Source organism: Streptomyces sp. NPDC005791 (assembly GCF_042871485.1).
Lineage (GTDB): Bacteria > Actinomycetota > Actinomycetes > Streptomycetales > Streptomycetaceae > Streptomyces.
Genome location: NZ_JBIAIP010000011.1, coordinates 107,972 through 125,091, shown reverse-complemented (window position 1 = coordinate 125,091; position 17,120 = coordinate 107,972). Strand labels below are relative to the sequence as shown.

Genomic DNA, 17,120 nt, shown 5'->3' with positions numbered 1-17,120 from the left:
CACGCACCGGCGGCGCGGCCTCGACGGCGGGCTCGACCGCTTCTTCCGCGGCGGCCGGGGCGGCCGGCGTGACGTCCTCGGCCGGGGCGGTCGCAGCCGGGGCGCCGGGCGGTCCTGCCGGGCGGGATGCCGCACGGCGTCGGCGGCGCGGGGGCAGCTTGTCCCCGGGGGCGTTGTTGTCTTCGGTGTTCTTGGCGGTTCCGGGGTTTCCGGATTCGTTCGGCTCGTGCATGCGGGCGGTTCTCCCGTCGCGCTCCCGGGCGCCACGCCTGATTCCGGTCCGACGCGATGCGCGTGATGTACGCGATACCGCCGTCCGGGGCGCGGGCGCCGCACGGGAGCTGATGTCTGGCTCGCCGGTTCCGTACGCACTGCGCACGGCCTGGCGAAAGTCTTATGGGGCGGTGCGCGGCCCGACCCAGGTGGCTCCCGAGTCCGAGGGCTGCGCTACGACGACCGCCTTACGCGGAACCTGCACCTTCCGGCACCGTCGCGGCGGCGGCCGGTTCGGCCGTGGATACGGCCGGGGCTGCCTCGCGGTCGGGCGCGAGCGGGTCGGTCACCGTGCCGGACTCCTCGTCGAAGAGCCCCTGCGCCAGCCTGGTCACCGCTGCGGGGACCGGCGGCTTCAGGTCGGCCACAGCTCGGAGACCGGACAGGACGTCGTCGGGTCGCACGGCAGGTGTCACGTGCCGCACTACCAGCCGCAGTATCGCACAGGGCCTGTCCCCGGACCTATCAGACTGTGGATCAAGGGCCTCCAGGCCGGCCACGGCCGCGCGGGCGTCGAAGGTCCGCATGCCGTTCTTGGCGCGACGCTGGACCTCGACGGTCTCGGCGGCCAGGAAGGCGGCCACCGCCTTCTCCGCGTCCTCCACGGCGACCCCGTCCAGCCGCATCTCCCATACGGAGGCGGTCAGCCGGTCGGCGAGGCCGGAGGTGCGGGCCTCCACCGCGTCGATGACGTCGAGGCCCTCAGGCATCGACGCGTCGAGCAAGGTGCGCAGGGTTTCCGGATCCCGCGCCTCGGTGAGGGCGATCTCCAGGAACTCGGCCTCGCTGCCCGTGCCCGTGGGGGCGGCGTTGGCGTACGACACCTTCGGGTGCGGGGTGAAGCCGGCCGAGTAGGCCATGGGTACCTGGGAGCGGCGCAGGGCCCGCTCGAAGGCACGCTGGAAGTCTCTGTGACTGGTGAACCGGAGGCGGCCCCGCTTGGTGTAGCGCAGTCGGATGCGCTGCACCGCCGGTGCGGGCGGCGGGCCTTCGGGCTGTCGCTTGCCCAGTGGTTCTTCTCCTCGGTGCGGGGCGGCCGCGGTGGCGGCCGCCCACGAAGTACGGGGTGCCCCGGGGTGCCGCTCCGGCTCACCCCCGCTCGACGGTTCGGCCGGCAAGCGGGGAGATCTCGGACGCGGGCGCCGCGCTGGGGACAGTCTTTGTCCTACCCAGGGTACGCGCAGCGGACCCTTCGCGTTCCCGCACGTCCGTGACCTGCGGGACTCCCACCAGCGCACCGACCGGGTGCCACGCCGGCCGGGCCGCCGGAGCCAGGGCACGCGTGCACACCCACGCCGGAGCCCTCCCCGCCCTCGTTCGGCGCCGGCGTGCGGTGCCGCTCGTCCAGGTCCGTGCCGGGACGGAACGCGAAAACCCGGCCCGGAGTCTCCCGGGCCGGGCTTCGTCTCCGGGCTGTCGCCCGGAGCGGGTCTACTTCACGACCGTCAGCGGCAGGAGTTTCTTGCCGGTGGGGCCGATCTGGATGTCCAGGTCGAGCTGCGGGCACACGCCGCAGTCGAAGCACGGCGTCCAGCGGCAGTCCTCGACCTCGGTCTCGTCGAGCGAGTCCTGCCAGTCCTCCCAGAGCCAGTCCTTGTCGAGACCGGAGTCCAGGTGGTCCCAGGGCAGGACCTCCTCGTAGGTCCGCTCACGGGTGGTGTACCAGTCGACGTCGACGCCGAAGGCGGGAAGCGTCTTCTCCGCGCTGCTCATCCAGAGGTCGTAGCTGAAGTGCTCGCGCCACCCGTCGAAACGGCCACCGGACTCGTAGACCTCGCGGATGACCGCGCCGACCCGGCGGTCACCGCGGGAGAGCAGGCCCTCGACGATGCCGGGCTTGCCGTCGTGGTAGCGGAAGCCGATGGAGCGGCCGTACTTCTTGTCGTCGCGGATCTTGTCCCGGAGCTTCTTCAGCCGGGCGTCGGTGTCCTCGGCGCTGAGCTGCGGGGCCCATTGGAAGGGGGTGTGCGGCTTGGGCACGAAGCCGCCGATGGAGACGGTGCAGCGGATGTCGTTCTGCCCGGAGACCTCGCGGCCCTTGGCGATGACGTTGACCGCCATGTCACCGATCTGGAGGACGTCCTCGTCGGTCTCGGTGGGCAGGCCGCACATGAAGTACAGCTTCACCTGGCGCCAGCCGTTGCCGTAGGCGGTGGCGACCGTGCGGATCAGGTCCTCCTCCGAGACCATCTTGTTGATGACCTTGCGCATGCGCTCGGAGCCGCCCTCGGGGGCGAAGGTGAGACCGGACCTGCGGCCGTTGCGGGTCAGCTCGTTGGCCAGGTCCACGTTGAACGCGTCGACGCGGGTGGAGGGCAGCGAGAGGCCGATCTTGTCGTCGGTGTACCGGTCGGCGAGGCCCTTGGCGATCTCGCCGATCTCGGTGTGGTCCGCGGAGGAGAGCGACAGGAGGCCGACCTCCTCGAAACCGGTGGCCTTGAGACCCTTCTCCACCATCTCGCCGATGCCGGTGATGCTTCGCTCCCGCACGGGGCGCGTGATCATGCCGGCCTGGCAGAAACGGCAGCCGCGGGTGCAGCCGCGGAAGATCTCCACGGACATGCGCTCGTGGACGGTCTCGGCGAGCGGGACGAGCGGCTGCTTGGGGTACGGCCATTCGTCGAGGTCCATGACGGTGTGCTTGGACACACGCCACGGCACGCCGGACTTGTTGGGCACGACGCGGCCGATGCGGCCGTCGGGGAGGTACTCGACGTCGTAGAAGCCGGGTACGTAGACGCCGCCCGTCCTCGCGAGGCGGAACAGCACCTCCTCACGGCCGCCGGGCCGGCCCTCGGCCTTCCAGGCGCGGATGATCTCGGTGATCTCCAGGACGGCCTGCTCGCCGTCGCCGATGACCGCGCAGTCGATGAAGTCCGCGATCGGCTCCGGGTTGAACGCGGCGTGGCCGCCGGCCAGCACGATCGGGTGGTCGACGGTGCGGTCCTTGGACTCCAGCGGGATGCCCGCGAGGTCCAGGGCCGTGAACATGTTGGTGTAGCCGAGCTCGGTGGAGAAGCTGAGACCGAACACGTCGAAGGCGCCGACGGGGCGGTGGCTGTCCACGGTGAACTGCGGCACCTCGTGCTCGCGCATCAGCTCCTCGAGGTCCGGCCACACGCTGTACGTGCGCTCGGCGAGGACGCCCTCACGCTCGTTGAGCACCTCGTAGAGGATCATGACGCCCTGGTTGGGGAGTCCGACCTCATAGGCGTCGGGGTACATGAGTGCCCAGCGGACGTCGCATTCGTCCCACGGTTTGACGGTGGAGTTCAGCTCACCGCCGACGTACTGGATGGGCTTCTGCACGTGCGGGAGCAGAGCTTCGAGCTGCGGGAAGACCGACTCGGCAGACATCTGTGGACCTTCGTAGCTGGCAGGGGTGACCATCAAGCGTAACCCGGCGCTCAGCCCTTCAGCGCCGCGCGCAGTCCGGGGCGGGACGCCCGGGCCCAGGTCTCGGGGAGCTCGCGCTCCCGTGCGGCCGCCGCGGCTTCCTCCCTGCCGTACAGGAGGCCCCAGGTGAACGCGGACTCCCCCGCGCCGTGCGCCTGGACGGCGAGGGTGCGCAGGGCGTCCCGGGCCACGACGCTGTCCTGGTGGTCGCCGAGGACCGACTGCACCGACTTCATCCGCTGGGCGAACTTCTTGGCGGGCTTCCCCAGGGCCAGCCTGGCGGCCTCGGCGGCGTAGCGGACGCGCTTGGCGGCCTTGCGCGCCTCGTGCATGGCCACGTCGCGGTCCGCGCCCGGCGGCTGTTCCAGGGCGTGCCCGACGCGGGTGGCCAGGCGTTCGTAGTCCTTGAGCACGGCGCGGGGCAGTGCCTTACGCGGTGGCCGTGCGGCGGCGGCGAGCAGGGGCGGGTCGGCGAGGAAGGCGTCCAGGGCGTCGAGCAGAGCCAGATAGCGCTCCGTGTCGAGCACGGAGGTGACCCGCCGCCGCGAACCGGTGCGCCCGGCCACGGAGGTGAGCTTCAGCCGGGCGCGCACGGGGCCCAGGAGCAGGGGCCCGGGCACGGCGGCGGTGCGGTCGCGGAGGCGTGCGTCGAGGACTTCCTGGTCGCGGTCGACCCCGAGCTCGGCGGCGAGCCACTTCAGCTCGTCGCGGAGCGGATCGGTGACGGTCCGGTCGAGGATCGTGCGGTACGTCCTGAAGGCGCTGCGGAGCCGGCGGGTGGCGACCCGCATGCGGTGCACGCTGTCGGGCAGGTCGCGGCGTACGGCCGGGTCCAGCTCGACGAGGGCCGTGACCTGGCGGCGTACGTAGGCGAGCACATGGTCGCCGGCGGTGCGCGGGGCAGCGGTCTTCCGGATCTTCGGGCGCTTGCCCGGGGCGGTGTCGGCCAGGGCCCTGGCCAGCTTGGACGGCGCGTCGGAGGGCCGGACACCGGCCTTGCGCAGCCGGCGCTCGACGGCGTCGAGGAAGACGGGGTCGCCGTCGTCGGCCAGCTCGACCTCCATCTCGGTCCACGCCGAGGTGATGCCGTGCCCCTTCTCGGTGAGGCGTTCCGCGAGGACCTCGTCGATGCTCAGCTCGGCGAGCAGGGTGCCGTCCTCGCCGAGGAGGTGGTGGACGTCCCGGGCCGAGAGGATCCGCACGACGGGGGCCACCGGGGTGTGCCGCACACGGGAGCGGAACAGTTCGCCGAGACCGGGCGGCAGGGTGTCGCTGAGCGGGGCCCGGATCTCGTCGCGGACGCCGGGTGAGACGGGGATCTTGAGGTGCCACCCGGCGTCGTCCCCGCCCGTTCTGCGGCGCAGCGTGAGGCCGGCCGCGGCCAGCCGGAAGTCCTCGGTGTCGTAGTAGACGGCATCGAGTTCACTCAGGCCGTGGTGGGCGACTGCCGAGACCCCGGCCACACGGGTCAGGTCCGGCAGCCGGGTCTCGGGAGTCGCTTCGTACTTTCGCTCGACCTCACGCTTGGAGTCCGCCATATGACGAATCTATCCGCGATGTCCGCGGGTATGCAGGGCGGAGCCGGGCGGTCCGACCGGTCAGGCCGACATCGGCCGTTGCACCTTGATCGACTGGAGCAGTCCGATCGCCACCCAGACGGCGAACATCGACGAGCCTCCGTAGGACACGAACGGCAGCGGGAGTCCGGCCACCGGCATGATCCCGAGGGTCATGCCGATGTTCTCGAAGGACTGGAAGGCGAACCAGGCGATGATGCCGGCGGCCACGATCGTCCCGTACAGCTCGGTCGTCTCGCGGGCGATACGGCAGGCGCGCCACAGGACGACGCCGAGCAGGACGATGATCAGTCCGGCTCCGAGGAAGCCGAGCTCCTCGCCCGCGACGGTGAAGACGAAGTCGGTCTGCTGTTCGGGGACGAACTGGCCGGTCGTCTGTGATCCGTTGAAGAGCCCCGTTCCCGTGAGTCCGCCGGAACCGATGGCGATGCGGGCCTGGTTGGTGTTGTAGCCGACTCCGGCCGGGTCGAGCGCCGGATTGGCGAACGCCGCGAAGCGGGCGATCTGGTAGTCGTCGAGCACACCGAGCTGCCAGACGGCCACCGCGCCGGCCGCGCCCGCACCGAGGAGCCCGAAGATCCAGCGGTTGGAGGCACCGGAGGCGAGGAGCACTCCGAGGACGATGACCACCATGACCATGACGGAGCCGAGGTCGGGCATCAGCATGACGATCGCCATCGGGACGATCGCCAGGCCGAGCGCCTTGGCGACGGTCCGGTGGTCGGGATGTGCCTGGTCACCGGCGTCGACCCGGGCGGCGAGCAGCATCGCCATGCCCAGGATGATCGTGATCTTGGTGAATTCCGAGGGCTGGAGCGAGAAGCCCGCGGGGAGGACGATCCAGGCGTGGGCGCCGTTGACGGTGGCGCCTAGCGGCGTGAGCACCGCGAGGACGAGCACGACCGAGAGGCCGTACAGGACCGGGACCGCTCCCCGCAGGGTGCGGTGTCCGAGCCAGATGGTGCCGATCATCAGCACGAGGCCGATGCCGGTGTTGAGCGCGTGCCGGGCGAGGAAGTAGTACGGGTCGCCGTGGGTGAGGGAATCACGGCCCCGGGTCGCCGACCAGACCAGCAGCGAGCCGACGAAGGACAGCGCGAGAGCCGATCCGAGCAGGGGCCAGTCCAGCCGCCGCACGACGGAGTCGCGGGCGGTGAGTCTGGTCCAGACGGAGCGTTTCTCGGGGCCGTAGCGCGGGACGGAGAAGCCTGCCATCAGTCACGCCTCCCGACGGTCGCGGGCAGGGCGCCGGCGAGCGCCTGGGTGCCGTCGTCGACGGGCGCGGGGGTGTACGGCTTGATCCTGGGTGACTCGATCTGACCGTCGGGCTTGATCTTGGGCAGGGTCTTCTGCGGGGTCGGCAGCAGCGCCTTCTTGATGTCCTGCTTGCCTTCGGCGTCCAGCCCGTAGAGCGCGTTGTAGATGTTGCGCACGGCGGGGCCGGAGGCGCCGGAGCCCGTACCGCCCTGGGAGATCGTCATGACGATCGTGTAGTCCTTGGTGTACGAGGCGAACCAGGAGGTCGTCTGCTTGCCGTGGACCTCGGCGGTGCCTGTCTTGGCGTGCATCGCGATCTTGTCCTGGGGCCATCCGCCGAAGCGCCAGGCGGCGCTGCCCCGGGTCGCGACTCCCGCGAGGGCTTCGTCTATCTTGTCGCGCGTGTCTCCCGTGAAGGGCAGCTTGCCGTGGGCCTGGGGCGCGATCTCCTGGACGGTCCTGCCGTCGCCGCTGACGACCGCCTTGCCGACGGTCGGGTCGTACAGGGTGCCGCCGTTGGAGATCGCGGCGTAGATGGTCGCCATCTGGATCGGGGTGACGAGTGTGTCGCCCTGGCCGATCGAGTAGTTGACGGAGTCACCGGCGCGCATCTTGTTGCCTTCGAGGCAGCCTTCGTACGCGATCTTCTCGACGTACGTGCCGTCCTTCTTGCCCTGCTTGCACCAGGACGCCTTGTTGGCGTCGAAGAAGTCCTGCTTCCACTGGCGGTCGGGAACGCGGCCGGCGACCTCGTTGGGGAGGTCGATGCCGGTCTCCTTGCCGAGCCCGAACTGGTGGGCCGTCCTGTAGAACCAGTCGGCCGGCTTCTTCTTCGGCTTGTTGCCGCCGTCCTTCGCCCATTCCTTGTGCGCCAGGCCGTAGTAGACGGTGTCGCAGGAGACCTCGAGGGCGCGCCCGAGGTTGATGCTGCCGTAGCCCTGGGACTCGAAGTTCTTGAAGACCTGGCCGCCGATGGAGTACGAACTCGGGCACGGGTAGTTGCCGTCGAAGTCGTATCCGGCGTTGACCGCGGCGGTCGAGGAGATGACCTTGAAGATCGACCCGGGCGCGGCGGTGCCCTGGATGGCACGGTTCAGCAGCGGGAAGTTGGACTTCTTGCCGGTGAGCTTGGCGTAGTCCTTGGCGGAGATGCCGCCGATCCACGCGTTGGGGTCGTACGTCGGCAGGGACGCCATGGACACGATGCGGCCGGTCTTGGACTCCATGACGACGACGGCACCGGAGTCCGCCTTGTACAGCTCGTTGGTGTTGCGGTCCATCTCCTTGCGGGCCGTCTTCATCGCCTTGTCGAGCTCGTACTCGGCGACGGCCTGGACCCGGGCGTCGATGGAGGTGACGACGCTGGAACCGGGTTCGGCCTCGTCGTTCTGCGCCTCGCCGATGACGCGGCCGAGGTTGTCGACCTCGTAGCGGGTGACGCCGGCCTTGCCGCGCAGCACCTTGTCGTAGGTGCGCTCCAGGCCGGAGCGGCCGACCTGGTCGGAGCGGAGGTAGGGGGAGTCGGTGTCCTGTGCCTTGGTGACCTCTTCGTCGGTGACGGGCGAGAGGTAGCCGAGGACCTGAGCGGTGTTGGCCTTGCCGGGTGCGGCGTAGCGGCGTACGGCGGTGGGTTCGGCCGTGATGCCGGGGAAGTCCTCGGCGCGCTCACGGATCGTCAGGGCCTGCTGGGTGGTGGCCTCGTCGGTGACCGGGATCGGCTGGTAGGGCGAGCCGTTCCAGCAGGGCTGCGGGGTCTTGGCGTCGCAGAGGCGGACCTTGTCCTGGACGTCCTTGGGCTTCATGTCGAGGACGCCGGCCAGCCGCGTGAGGACGCCTTCCCCGTCGTCCTTCATCTTCATGAGTTCGGTGCGGCTCGCGGAGACGACGAGGCGGGTCTCGTTGTCGGCGAGGGGCACGCCGCGCGCGTCGAGGATGGAGCCGCGGACGGCGGGCTGCACCACCTGCTGGACGTGGTTGTTCTTGGCCTCGTCGGTGTACTCCTGCCCGTTGCGGATCTGGAGGTACCAGAGCCGGCCGCCGAGCGTCAGGAGCAGGGAGAAGACGAGGACCTGGATGACGACGAGACGGATCTGGACCCGCGGGGTCCGGCCCGTCTCCGGGATGTTGCTCACGGGGTGCCCCCGGTGCTGGTGGGTCGGCCGGGCGTGCGGGGATCGCCCCCGGCGGAGTACAGCCTCACAGTCGCTTGACCCCCTTGATCCTTCCCGCGCGTGCGGCGCGGCTGCGGGCCGCCCTCAGGCGCATCCCGTTCCGCTGGCTGCCGATGCGCAGCCCGGTGCCCGAGGCCAGCCAGCCGGCGGCGACGTCACCACCGCCGGAGCTGTCGGCGACCGGGTCGTTCTCGGTGCGTCTGGCGAGCGCCATGATCAACGGAACGGTGAACGGCGCGAGGAGCAGGTCGTACACCGCGGCGGTGAACAGCAGGCTGCCGAGACCCACATGGCGGGCGGCCGTGTCGCCGACGAGGGAGCCGACACCGGCGTAGAGCAGGGTCGACGCCAGCGCCGCGACGACGACGAAGGCCATCGGGGTGAAGGCCGACTTCAGTTGGCCTTTCTCGGGGCGGGCCATGCCCGCCAGGTAGCCGATGACGCAGAGCACCAGGGCGTAGCGTCCGGCGGCGTGGTCGGCGGGCGGTGCCAGGTCGGCGAGGAGGCCCGCGCCGAAGCCGATGAGGGTGCCGCTGACGGGCCCGTAGACGAAGGCGAGTCCGAGGACGACGAGGAGCAGCAGGTCGGGGGTGGCGCCGGGAAGCTGGAGGCGGGCGAGGACGGATACCTGGATGACGAGGGCCACCACGACCAGGGCGACGGAGAGCAGAGTCCTGTTCAAGCGCATGAGGTCAGCCCTGTTCCTGCTCGTTCGCCGTGTCACCGGCGGCCGTGTCTGCGTTGCCGGAGGCGTCCGGGGAGGCACCTGGTGAAGCGGACGCGTCGGGCTTCTCGTTGATGTTCCCGACGACCTTTCCGCTGCCGTCGACGAGGTCGCCGTTCGGCTGGACGGTCACGGTGACGGTCGGGGTGGGCTTGGGCTTCTCCGGCTTCCTGGGCTGCTTCGGCAGGACCATGTCGCGGGGGTCCTCGCGGGGCGCCTGGACGACGATGCCCACGATGTCCAGCTTGGTGAAGCCGACGTACGGACGGACGTAGACGGTCCGTGTCAGGTCTCCGCCGGACGGATCGACACGGACGACCTCGCCGACCGGCACGCCGGGGACGAAGGGCTTGTCCTTGCTCGAGCCGAAGGTGACCAGCCGGTCGCCCTTCTTCACGTCGGCCTTGCCGTTGAGGAACTGGACCGAGAGCGGCCGGGATCCCTGTCCGGTGGCGAAGCCGAGCTCGTCGGTCTTCTCCATCCGGGTGCCGACGGTGAAGTCGGGGTCGTTGGCCAGCAGGACGGTCGCGGTGTCCGGGCCGACGGTGGTGACCCGGCCCACGAGCCCTTCGCCGTTCAGTACGGTCATGTCGCGCTGGAGGCCGTCGTGGGCCCCGGCGTCGATGGTGATGGTCCAGGAGAAGCCCTGGGCCGCTCCTATGGCGATGACCTGCGCCGCCTTGATGCCGTACTGGCCGGCTCCGGCGCTCTTCAGCATGGTGTCGAGCTGGCGGACCTTGCTGGCGTTGCGGTCATCGCTGCCGAGCTTCGTCTTCAGCTCGGCGTTCTCGTGCTCCAGGGCCGCGATCCGGTCGTGCCGGTCACCGGAGTCCCGTACGGCGCCGATGGCGTTGCCCACCGGGTCCACCGCGGCCGCGACGCCGTTCTCGACCGGCCCGAAGACCGTGGCGGCGGCCTGCCGGGCTCCGTCCACCGGTGACTCCTCGCCACCGCGGATATCGACCGTGATCAGGGCGAATGCGATGGCGATCAGCAGCACCAGGAGCAGCCGGCTCTCTCGTGTGTCCCTCACGTGCGGCGGCCGTGCCTTCCTCGTCGGAATGTTCGTGCCTGCATAGCGACGTTCCGCCGTACGGGACGTCGGCGCCCGTACGGCGGAACATCGTGTCCTACCGTCGGGGCTGGGCGTCCAGCACCTGCTGGAGTGCCTCGAACTCCTCGACGCACTTACCGGATCCCAGGGCCACCGAGTCCAGCGGGTCCTCGGCGATGTGGATCGGCATGCCCGTCTCGTGGCGGAGACGCTCGTCGAGGCCGCGCAGGAGCGCGCCGCCGCCGGTGAGGACGATGCCGCGGTCCATGACGTCGCCCGAGAGTTCCGGCGGGCACTTGTCGAGCGTCGTCTTCACGGCGTCGACGATCGCGTTGACCGGTTCCTCGATGGCCTTGCGCACCTCGGTCGCGGAGATGACGACGGTCTTGGGCAGGCCCGAGACCAGGTCGCGTCCGCGGATCTCGGTGTGCTCGTCCTTCTCCATCTCGAACGCCGAGCCGATCGTGATCTTGATCTGTTCGGCGGTGCGCTCGCCGAGGAGGAGGGAGTACTCCTTCTTGACGTGCTGGATGATCGCGTTGTCCAGTTCGTCACCGGCGACCCGGATCGACTGGGCGGTGACGATTCCGCCGAGCGAGATCACCGCGACCTCGGTGGTGCCGCCACCGATGTCGACGACCATGTTGCCGGTGGCCTCGTGGACCGGCAGGCCGGATCCGATGGCCGCGGCCATGGGCTCCTCGATGATGTGCACCTGGCGCGCGCCGGCCTGCGTCGACGCCTCGATGACGGCGCGTCGCTCGACCCCTGTGATGCCGGAGGGCACACAGACGACGACGCGCGGGCGGGCCAGGTAGCGGCGCTTGTGGATCTTGAGGATGAAGTAGCGGAGCATGCGCTCCGTGATCTCGAAGTCGGCGATCACGCCGTCCTTCAGTGGCCGCACGGCAACGATGTTCCCCGGCGTGCGGCCGATCATCTTCTTCGCCTCGGCGCCGACCGCCAGGATTCCGCCGGTGTTGGTGTTGATGGCCACGACGGACGGCTCGTTCAGGACGATGCCGCGCCCCCTGACGTACACCAGCGTGTTGGCAGTCCCGAGGTCGATAGCCATGTCACGGCCGATGAACGACATTGAGTTCCCCTTGTTCCCCATGAGGATGCGTCGGGCCTTCCCAGGAAGCTGAAAATGGCTTGTTCCAGGTAGGCGAGGGTTGGCGCTGCGGGCGTGGAAGCTTCCATCGTAGTGCCGTATGCACGGACACAGCGCGAGGGTCCTTCGCCTTTGCGAGTGGAACAGTAGCCCGTTCCACCCATGGTGACGTTACGTCGGAGGGATGCGTTCCCGCGATACGTGGCCGTATGCCGAAGGGCGACCGAATTACTTCGGTCGCCCCAGGTCATGAGCGCTGTTTGGCGGAGCCGAAGTCAGGAAAGTCCGGGGAAGAAAAGCTTCAGTTCTCGCTCTGCGGACTCCTCGGAGTCCGAGGCGTGGATGAGGTTCTCCCGGGTGATCGTGCCGAAGTCGCCACGGATCGAGCCGGGCGCGGCGGCGATCGGGTCGGTCGGGCCGGCCAGGGCGCGGACGCCCTCGATGACCCGCTCACCTTCGGCCACCAGAGCGACGACGGGGCCGGAGGCCATGAACTCGACGAGCGGCTCGTAGAACGGGCGGCCCTTGTGCTCGCCGTAGTGCTGCTCCAGGATCTCCTGGTCGAGCGTGCGCAGCTCCAGCGCGGTGATCGTCCATCCGGCCTTGCGTTCGATGCGGCCGACGATCTCGCCGATCAGCCCACGCCGGACGGCGTCGGGCTTGAGAAGGACGAGGGTGCGCTGAGTCATGTGCGGCTCCTAGCGGGTGTTTCGGTGCGGGTGAGGGCGAGAGTACAGGGGGATGCGGACGGCCCTGCGGCCGGGCTCACGCTGCGTCATCCCTGGGCCGGAGCCTGTGCGCTCTCCTGTGCCTCGGCCTGGGCCGCCCACCGTGCCTTGGCCTCGTCGATCCGTCGGCCGTAGTGCACCGAGGCCCACCACAGGGCACCGAAGATCACACCGAGGATGAACATCATCGGGACGAAGAAACCGCTCAGCACCAGCAGGATCTGGAGGCCCCACCCGAGCTGTACGCCCCCGGGCCGGGTGAGCACACCGCAGAGCAGGACGGACAGCAGCATGCCGATGCCGCAGACCGTCCAGACCGTGGCCATGGACATGTCGTCGGACTTCATCGCCACGAGTCCGGCGAAGCCGATGACGAAGAACTCACCGATCAGCGTCGATGCGCAGAGCGTACGCACAGGTCAGCGCCTTCCCAGAAGCAGCCGGGCCTCGCCGACCGTGATTACGGACCCGGTCACCAGGACTCCGGCACCCGCGTATTCGGCCTCTTCCTCGGCGAGAGTGATCGCTGCCTCCAGCGCGTCGTCCAGGCGCGGCTCGACCTGCACACGCTCGTTGCCGAAGACCTCGACGGCGACCGCGGCGAGCGCGTCCGCGTCCATGGCGCGCGGGCTGGAGTTCTGGGTGACGACGATCTCGGCGAAGATCGGCTCGAAGGCTTCGAGGAGCCCCCGGACGTCCTTGCCGTCACTGGCGCCGACGACCCCGATCAGCCGGGAGAAGCTGAACGCCTCGGAGATCCCCTCGGCGGCGGCCAGGCCGCCGGCCGGGTTGTGCGCCGCGTCCAGGACGACGGTCGGGCTGGACCGGACGACCTCCAGACGGCCCGGCGAGAGCACTGAGAGGAAGGCCTTGCGGACCACGTCCACGTCGAGGCTCCGGGCCTGCTCCGCGCCGATACCGAAGAACGCCTCGACGGCGGCGAGAGCCACCGCCGCGTTGTGCGCCTGGTGCGCCCCGTAGAGCGGAAGGAAGATGCTGTCGTACTCGCCACCCAGGCCCCGGAGGGTCACCAGCTGGCCGCCGACCGCGATCTCGCGGGAGACGACGCCGAACTCCATGCCCTCGCGGGCGACCGTGGCGTCCACCTCGACGGCCTTCTTCAGCATGACCTGAGCGGCGTCGACCGGCTGCTGGGCCAGGATGACCGTCGCGCCCTGCTTGACGACGCCGGCCTTCTCACCGGCGATCTCGGCGGAAGTGGTACCGAGGCGGTCGGTGTGGTCCAGCGAGATGGGGGTGACGACGGCGACCGAGGAGTCGATGACGTTCGTCGCGTCCCAGGTGCCGCCCATGCCGACCTCGACGACGGCGACGTCGACCGGCGCGTCGGCGAAGGCGGCGTACGCCATGCCCGTCAGCACCTCGAAGAACGAGAGCCGGTAGGGCTGCTGGGCGTCGACCATCTCGACGTACGGCTTGATGTCGTTGTACGTCTCGACGAAGCGCTCGGCCTCGATCGGGGCGCCGTCCAGGCTGATGCGCTCGGTGATCGACTGGACGTGCGGGGAGGTGTAGCGGCCGGTACGGAGCTCGAAGGCGCTCAGTAGGGCCTCGATCATGCGGGCCGTGCTGGTCTTGCCGTTCGTCCCCGTGATGTGGATCGAGGGGTAGGCGCGCTGGGGCTCGCCCAGCACGTCCATCAGGGCGGCGATACGGGTCACCGAAGGTTCGAGCTTGGTCTCGCCCCAGCGTCCGGCGAGCTCCTGTTCCACCTCGCGCAGCGCACGGTCGGTCTCGGGGTCGGCGGGACGGTCGGGGACCGCCTCGCCCTGGGGCGGTCCTGACTGGGTGCGCAGCGTCCGGCTCCCGGCCTCGATCACCGCCAGGTCGGGATCGCGCTGGGTCTCCTCGTCGACGATCTCCGCGAAGGTGTCGTCGGGATCGGACGCGTCGTGCCGGTCTGAAGGGCGGGGCTCACTCACAGGGCCAGTCTACGGATGGCCGCCGACATCGCGCGCAGCGCCCGGCGCCGCGCTTCCCCCCGGGCATGGCGAAGCCCCCGCGCTCCCGGTCGGTCGGGGGTGCGGGGGCTCCGTGTTCAGCTCATCAGCCCTGCGGCAGGCTCGCCAGCTGGGCGGCGATCCGCTCGATGTCGGCCTCCGCCTTGGAGAGCCGGCCACGGATCTTGTCGACCACGTTGTCCGGGGCCTTGGCCAGGAAGGCCTCGTTGCCGAGCTTGGCGGTGGCCTGCGCCTTCTCCTTCTCGGCAGCCTCCAGGTCCTTGGTCAGACGCTTGCGCTCGGCCGCGACGTCGATGGTGCCCGAGAGGTCGAGCGCGACGGTGGCACCGGCGACCGGCAGCGAGGCGGTGGCCTGGAAGCCGTCCCCGGCGGGCTGCAGGCGCAGCAGCTGCCGGATGGCCGCCTCGTGCGGGGCGAGCGCGGTGCCGGTCAGGGTGAGCTCGGCCGGGACCTTCTGGCCGGGCTGGAGGCCCTGGTCGTTACGGAAGCGGCGGACCTCGGTGACGACCTGCTGGACGAGCTCGATCTCCTTCTCGGCCGCCTCGTCGCGGAAGCCGGAGTCGGCCGGCCAGTCCGCGATGACGATCGACTCGCGCCCGGTGAGCGCGGTCCACAGCGCCTCCGTGACGAACGGGACGATCGGGTGCAGCAGCCGCAGCATCACGTCCAGGACCTCGCCGAGGACCCGGCCCGAGACCTCGGCCGGGCGGCCGCCCGCGAAGAAGGTGGTCTTGGACAGCTCGACGTACCAGTCGAAGACCTCGTCCCAGGCGAAGTGGCGCAGGGACTCGCTGATCTTGGCGAACTGGTAGTCGTCGTAGAAGGCGTCGACGTCCGCGACCGTCTTGGCCAGGCGCGACAGGATCCAGCGGTCGGTCACCGACATCTCGTCGGCGGACGGCAGTTCACCCTCGATCGTGGCGCCGTTCATCAGCGCGAAGCGGGTGGCGTTCCAGATCTTGTTGGAGAACTTCGCCGAGCCCTGGACCCAGTCCTCGCCGATCGGGACGTCGGTCCCCGGGTTGGCGCCGCGCGCGAGGGTGAAGCGCAGGGCGTCGGAGCCGTACTTGTCCATCCAGTCCAGCGGGTTGACGACGTTGCCGAAGGACTTCGACATCTTCTTGCCGTGCTCGTCGCGGACCATGCCGTGCAGGACGATGGTGCCGAACGGCGGGACGCCGTCGTTGACGTAGAGGCCGAACATCATCATCCGGGCGACCCAGAAGAAGAGGATGTCGTAGCCGGTGACCAGGACCGAGTTCGGATAGAACTTCGCGAGGCTGTCGGTCTGTTCGGGCCAGCCGAGCGTCGAGAACGGCCACAGGCCCGAGGAGAACCAGGTGTCCAGGACATCGCTGTCCTGCGTCCAGCCCTCACCCGTGGGCGCCTCGTCGTCCGGTCCGACGCAGACGACCTCGCCGTTCGGGCCGTACCAGACGGGGATGCGGTGGCCCCACCAGAGCTGGCGCGAGATCGTCCAGTCGTGGAGGTTGTCGACCCAGTCGAAGTACCGCTTCTCCATCTCCTGCGGGTGGATCTTGACGCGGCCGTCGCGGACGGCGTCGCCGGCCGCCTTGGCGAGCGGTTCGACCTTGACCCACCACTGGAGGGAGAGGCGCGGCTCGATGGTCGTCTTGCAGCGCGAGCAGTGGCCCACGGAGTGGACGTACGGGCGCTTCTCGGCGACGATCCGGCCCTCGGCGCGCAGGGCGGCGACGATGGCGGAGCGCGCCTCCAGGCGGTCCAGGCCCTCGAAGGGACCGGGGACGGTGATGACGGCCCGCTCGTCCATGACCGTGAGGAACGGCAGGTCGTGACGCCTGCCGATCTCGAAGTCGTTCGGGTCGTGGGCGGGCGTCACCTTGACGGCACCGGTGCCGAACTCCGGGTCGACGTGGTGGTCGGCGACGACCGGGATCGTGCGGTCGGTGAGCGGCAGCTTGATCTGCTTGCCGACCAGGTGCTGGTAGCGCTCGTCGTCGGGGTGGACGGCGACCGCCGTGTCACCGAGCATCGTCTCGGCGCGGGTGGTGGCGACGACGATCGTCTCGTCGCCCTCGCCGTACGTCATCGAGACGAGCTCGCCGTCGTCCTCCTGGTAGTCGACCTCGATGTCCGAGATCGCGGTGAGACAGCGGGGGCACCAGTTGATGATGCGCTCGGCGCGGTAGATCAGCCCGTCGTCGTACATCTGCTTGAAGACGGTCTGGACGGCCTTGGACAGGCCCTCGTCCATGGTGAAGCGCTCACGGGACCAGGCGACGCCCTCGCCGAGACGGCGCATCTGGCCGGAGATCTGGCCGCCGGACTCGTTCTTCCACTGCCAGACGCGTTCGACGAAGGCATCACGGCCCAGGTCGTGGCGGGACTTGCCCTCCTTGCCGAGCTCACGCTCGACGACGTTCTGGGTGGCGATGCCCGCGTGGTCCATACCGGGCTGGTACAGCGCCTCGAAGCCCTGCATGCGCTTACGGCGGACGAGGGCGTCGATCAGGGTGTGCTCGAAGGCGTGCCCCAGGTGGAGGCTGCCCGTGACGTTCGGTGGGGGGATGACGATGCTGTAGGGCGGCTTGTCGCTGTGCTCGTCGGCTTCGAAATACCCACGTTCTACCCAGCGCTCGTACAGCTTCCCCTCCACCTCGGCCGGCGCGTACTGGGTCGGCAGTTCGGGGTTGCTGGCTGTCTGCTGCTGAGTGTTCTCGGTCACGGGGGACAGTTTAGGGCCGTCACAGTCGTGCACTGAAACCGGTTTGTTCCGTAACGGTGTGAGCCGCGATGCCCTACGTCAGAGGCCCTTCCGTCAGGATGTCCGCAACGCATAAGCATTCTGGAGGGGACAGCACC

13 protein-coding genes are annotated in these 17,120 nt (G+C 69.7%); all 13 read right to left on the bottom strand.

The window, feature by feature from the left end; genetic code table 11:
• A partial coding sequence (locus ACFYSH_RS22260) for a hypothetical protein (protein ID WP_388754639.1) occupies nucleotides 1-232 on the bottom strand: 232 nt, incomplete at its 3' end.
• A 229-nt stretch (nucleotides 233-461) separates the two neighbouring features.
• Nucleotides 462-1,241: a TIGR03936 family radical SAM-associated protein gene (locus ACFYSH_RS22255; RefSeq protein WP_359472147.1), complete on the bottom strand. Its 780-nt coding sequence runs from the start codon at nucleotides 1,239-1,241 to the stop codon at nucleotides 462-464.
• Between the two features lie 463 nt (nucleotides 1,242-1,704).
• Nucleotides 1,705-3,630, bottom strand: a complete 1,926-nt coding sequence (locus tag ACFYSH_RS22250; protein WP_388754636.1) for a TIGR03960 family B12-binding radical SAM protein — start codon at nucleotides 3,628-3,630, stop codon at nucleotides 1,705-1,707.
• Nucleotides 3,631-3,680: 50 nt separating this feature from the next.
• Nucleotides 3,681-5,207, bottom strand: coding sequence for a CHAD domain-containing protein (locus tag ACFYSH_RS22245; protein ID WP_388754633.1), 1,527 nt, complete (start codon nucleotides 5,205-5,207; stop codon nucleotides 3,681-3,683).
• A gap of 60 nt (nucleotides 5,208-5,267) precedes the next feature.
• On the bottom strand, nucleotides 5,268-6,461 hold the full coding sequence (gene rodA, locus ACFYSH_RS22240) for a rod shape-determining protein RodA (protein WP_388754631.1): 1,194 nt from the start codon (nucleotides 6,459-6,461) through the stop codon (nucleotides 5,268-5,270).
• Nucleotides 6,461-8,635 (bottom strand): penicillin-binding protein 2, encoded by a 2,175-nt coding sequence (mrdA, locus tag ACFYSH_RS22235; protein ID WP_388754628.1) that lies wholly within the window; start codon nucleotides 8,633-8,635, stop codon nucleotides 6,461-6,463. The genes rodA and mrdA overlap by 1 nt, the downstream gene beginning before the upstream one ends.
• A 64-nt stretch (nucleotides 8,636-8,699) precedes the next feature.
• The gene (mreD, locus tag ACFYSH_RS22230; protein ID WP_359472137.1) at nucleotides 8,700-9,362 is read right to left on the bottom strand and encodes a rod shape-determining protein MreD; all 663 of its coding nucleotides are present in this window, start codon (nucleotides 9,360-9,362) and stop codon (nucleotides 8,700-8,702) included.
• A gap of 4 nt (nucleotides 9,363-9,366) precedes the next feature.
• Complete coding sequence (mreC, locus tag ACFYSH_RS22225) at nucleotides 9,367-10,431, bottom strand: rod shape-determining protein MreC (protein WP_359472135.1); 1,065 nt, start codon at nucleotides 10,429-10,431, stop codon at nucleotides 9,367-9,369.
• A 97-nt stretch (nucleotides 10,432-10,528) separates the two neighbouring features.
• Nucleotides 10,529-11,548, bottom strand: a complete 1,020-nt coding sequence (locus ACFYSH_RS22220; RefSeq protein ID WP_104785636.1) for a rod shape-determining protein — start codon at nucleotides 11,546-11,548, stop codon at nucleotides 10,529-10,531.
• A gap of 293 nt (nucleotides 11,549-11,841) precedes the next feature.
• The gene (gene ndk / locus ACFYSH_RS22215) at nucleotides 11,842-12,255 is read right to left on the bottom strand and encodes a nucleoside-diphosphate kinase (RefSeq protein WP_388754624.1); all 414 of its coding nucleotides are present in this window, start codon (nucleotides 12,253-12,255) and stop codon (nucleotides 11,842-11,844) included.
• Nucleotides 12,256-12,341: 86 nt separating this feature from the next.
• Nucleotides 12,342-12,710 carry a DUF4233 domain-containing protein gene (locus tag ACFYSH_RS22210; RefSeq protein WP_359472132.1) on the bottom strand — a complete coding sequence of 123 codons (369 nt, stop codon included), beginning with the start codon at nucleotides 12,708-12,710 and terminating at the stop codon, nucleotides 12,342-12,344.
• Nucleotides 12,711-12,713: 3 nt separating this feature from the next.
• Entirely contained in the window at nucleotides 12,714-14,237 is a 1,524-nt protein-coding gene (locus tag ACFYSH_RS22205; RefSeq protein WP_359472130.1) for a folylpolyglutamate synthase/dihydrofolate synthase family protein, read from the bottom strand.
• 124 nt (nucleotides 14,238-14,361) lie between these two features.
• Nucleotides 14,362-16,983 (bottom strand): valine--tRNA ligase, encoded by a 2,622-nt coding sequence (locus ACFYSH_RS22200; protein ID WP_359472128.1) that lies wholly within the window; start codon nucleotides 16,981-16,983, stop codon nucleotides 14,362-14,364.
• Nucleotides 16,984-17,120: the final 137 nt, after the last annotated feature.

Bases quoted from the DNA above. Each gene is read 5' to 3' on its own strand.
- ndk (WP_388754624.1), bottom strand. From the start codon at position 12,255: ATGACTCAGCGCACCCTCGTCCTTCTCAAGCCCGACGCCGTCCGGCGT.
- rodA (WP_388754631.1), bottom strand. From the start codon at position 6,461: ATGGCAGGCTTCTCCGTCCCGCGCTACGGCCCCGAGAAACGCTCCGTC.
- ACFYSH_RS22245 (WP_388754633.1), bottom strand. From the start codon at position 5,207: ATGGCGGACTCCAAGCGTGAGGTCGAGCGAAAGTACGAAGCGACTCCC.
- ACFYSH_RS22250 (WP_388754636.1), bottom strand. From the start codon at position 3,630: ATGTCTGCCGAGTCGGTCTTCCCGCAGCTCGAAGCTCTGCTCCCGCAC.
- mreD (WP_359472137.1), bottom strand. From the start codon at position 9,362: ATGCGCTTGAACAGGACTCTGCTCTCCGTCGCCCTGGTCGTGGTGGCC.
- ACFYSH_RS22220 (WP_104785636.1), bottom strand. From the start codon at position 11,548: ATGTCGTTCATCGGCCGTGACATGGCTATCGACCTCGGGACTGCCAAC.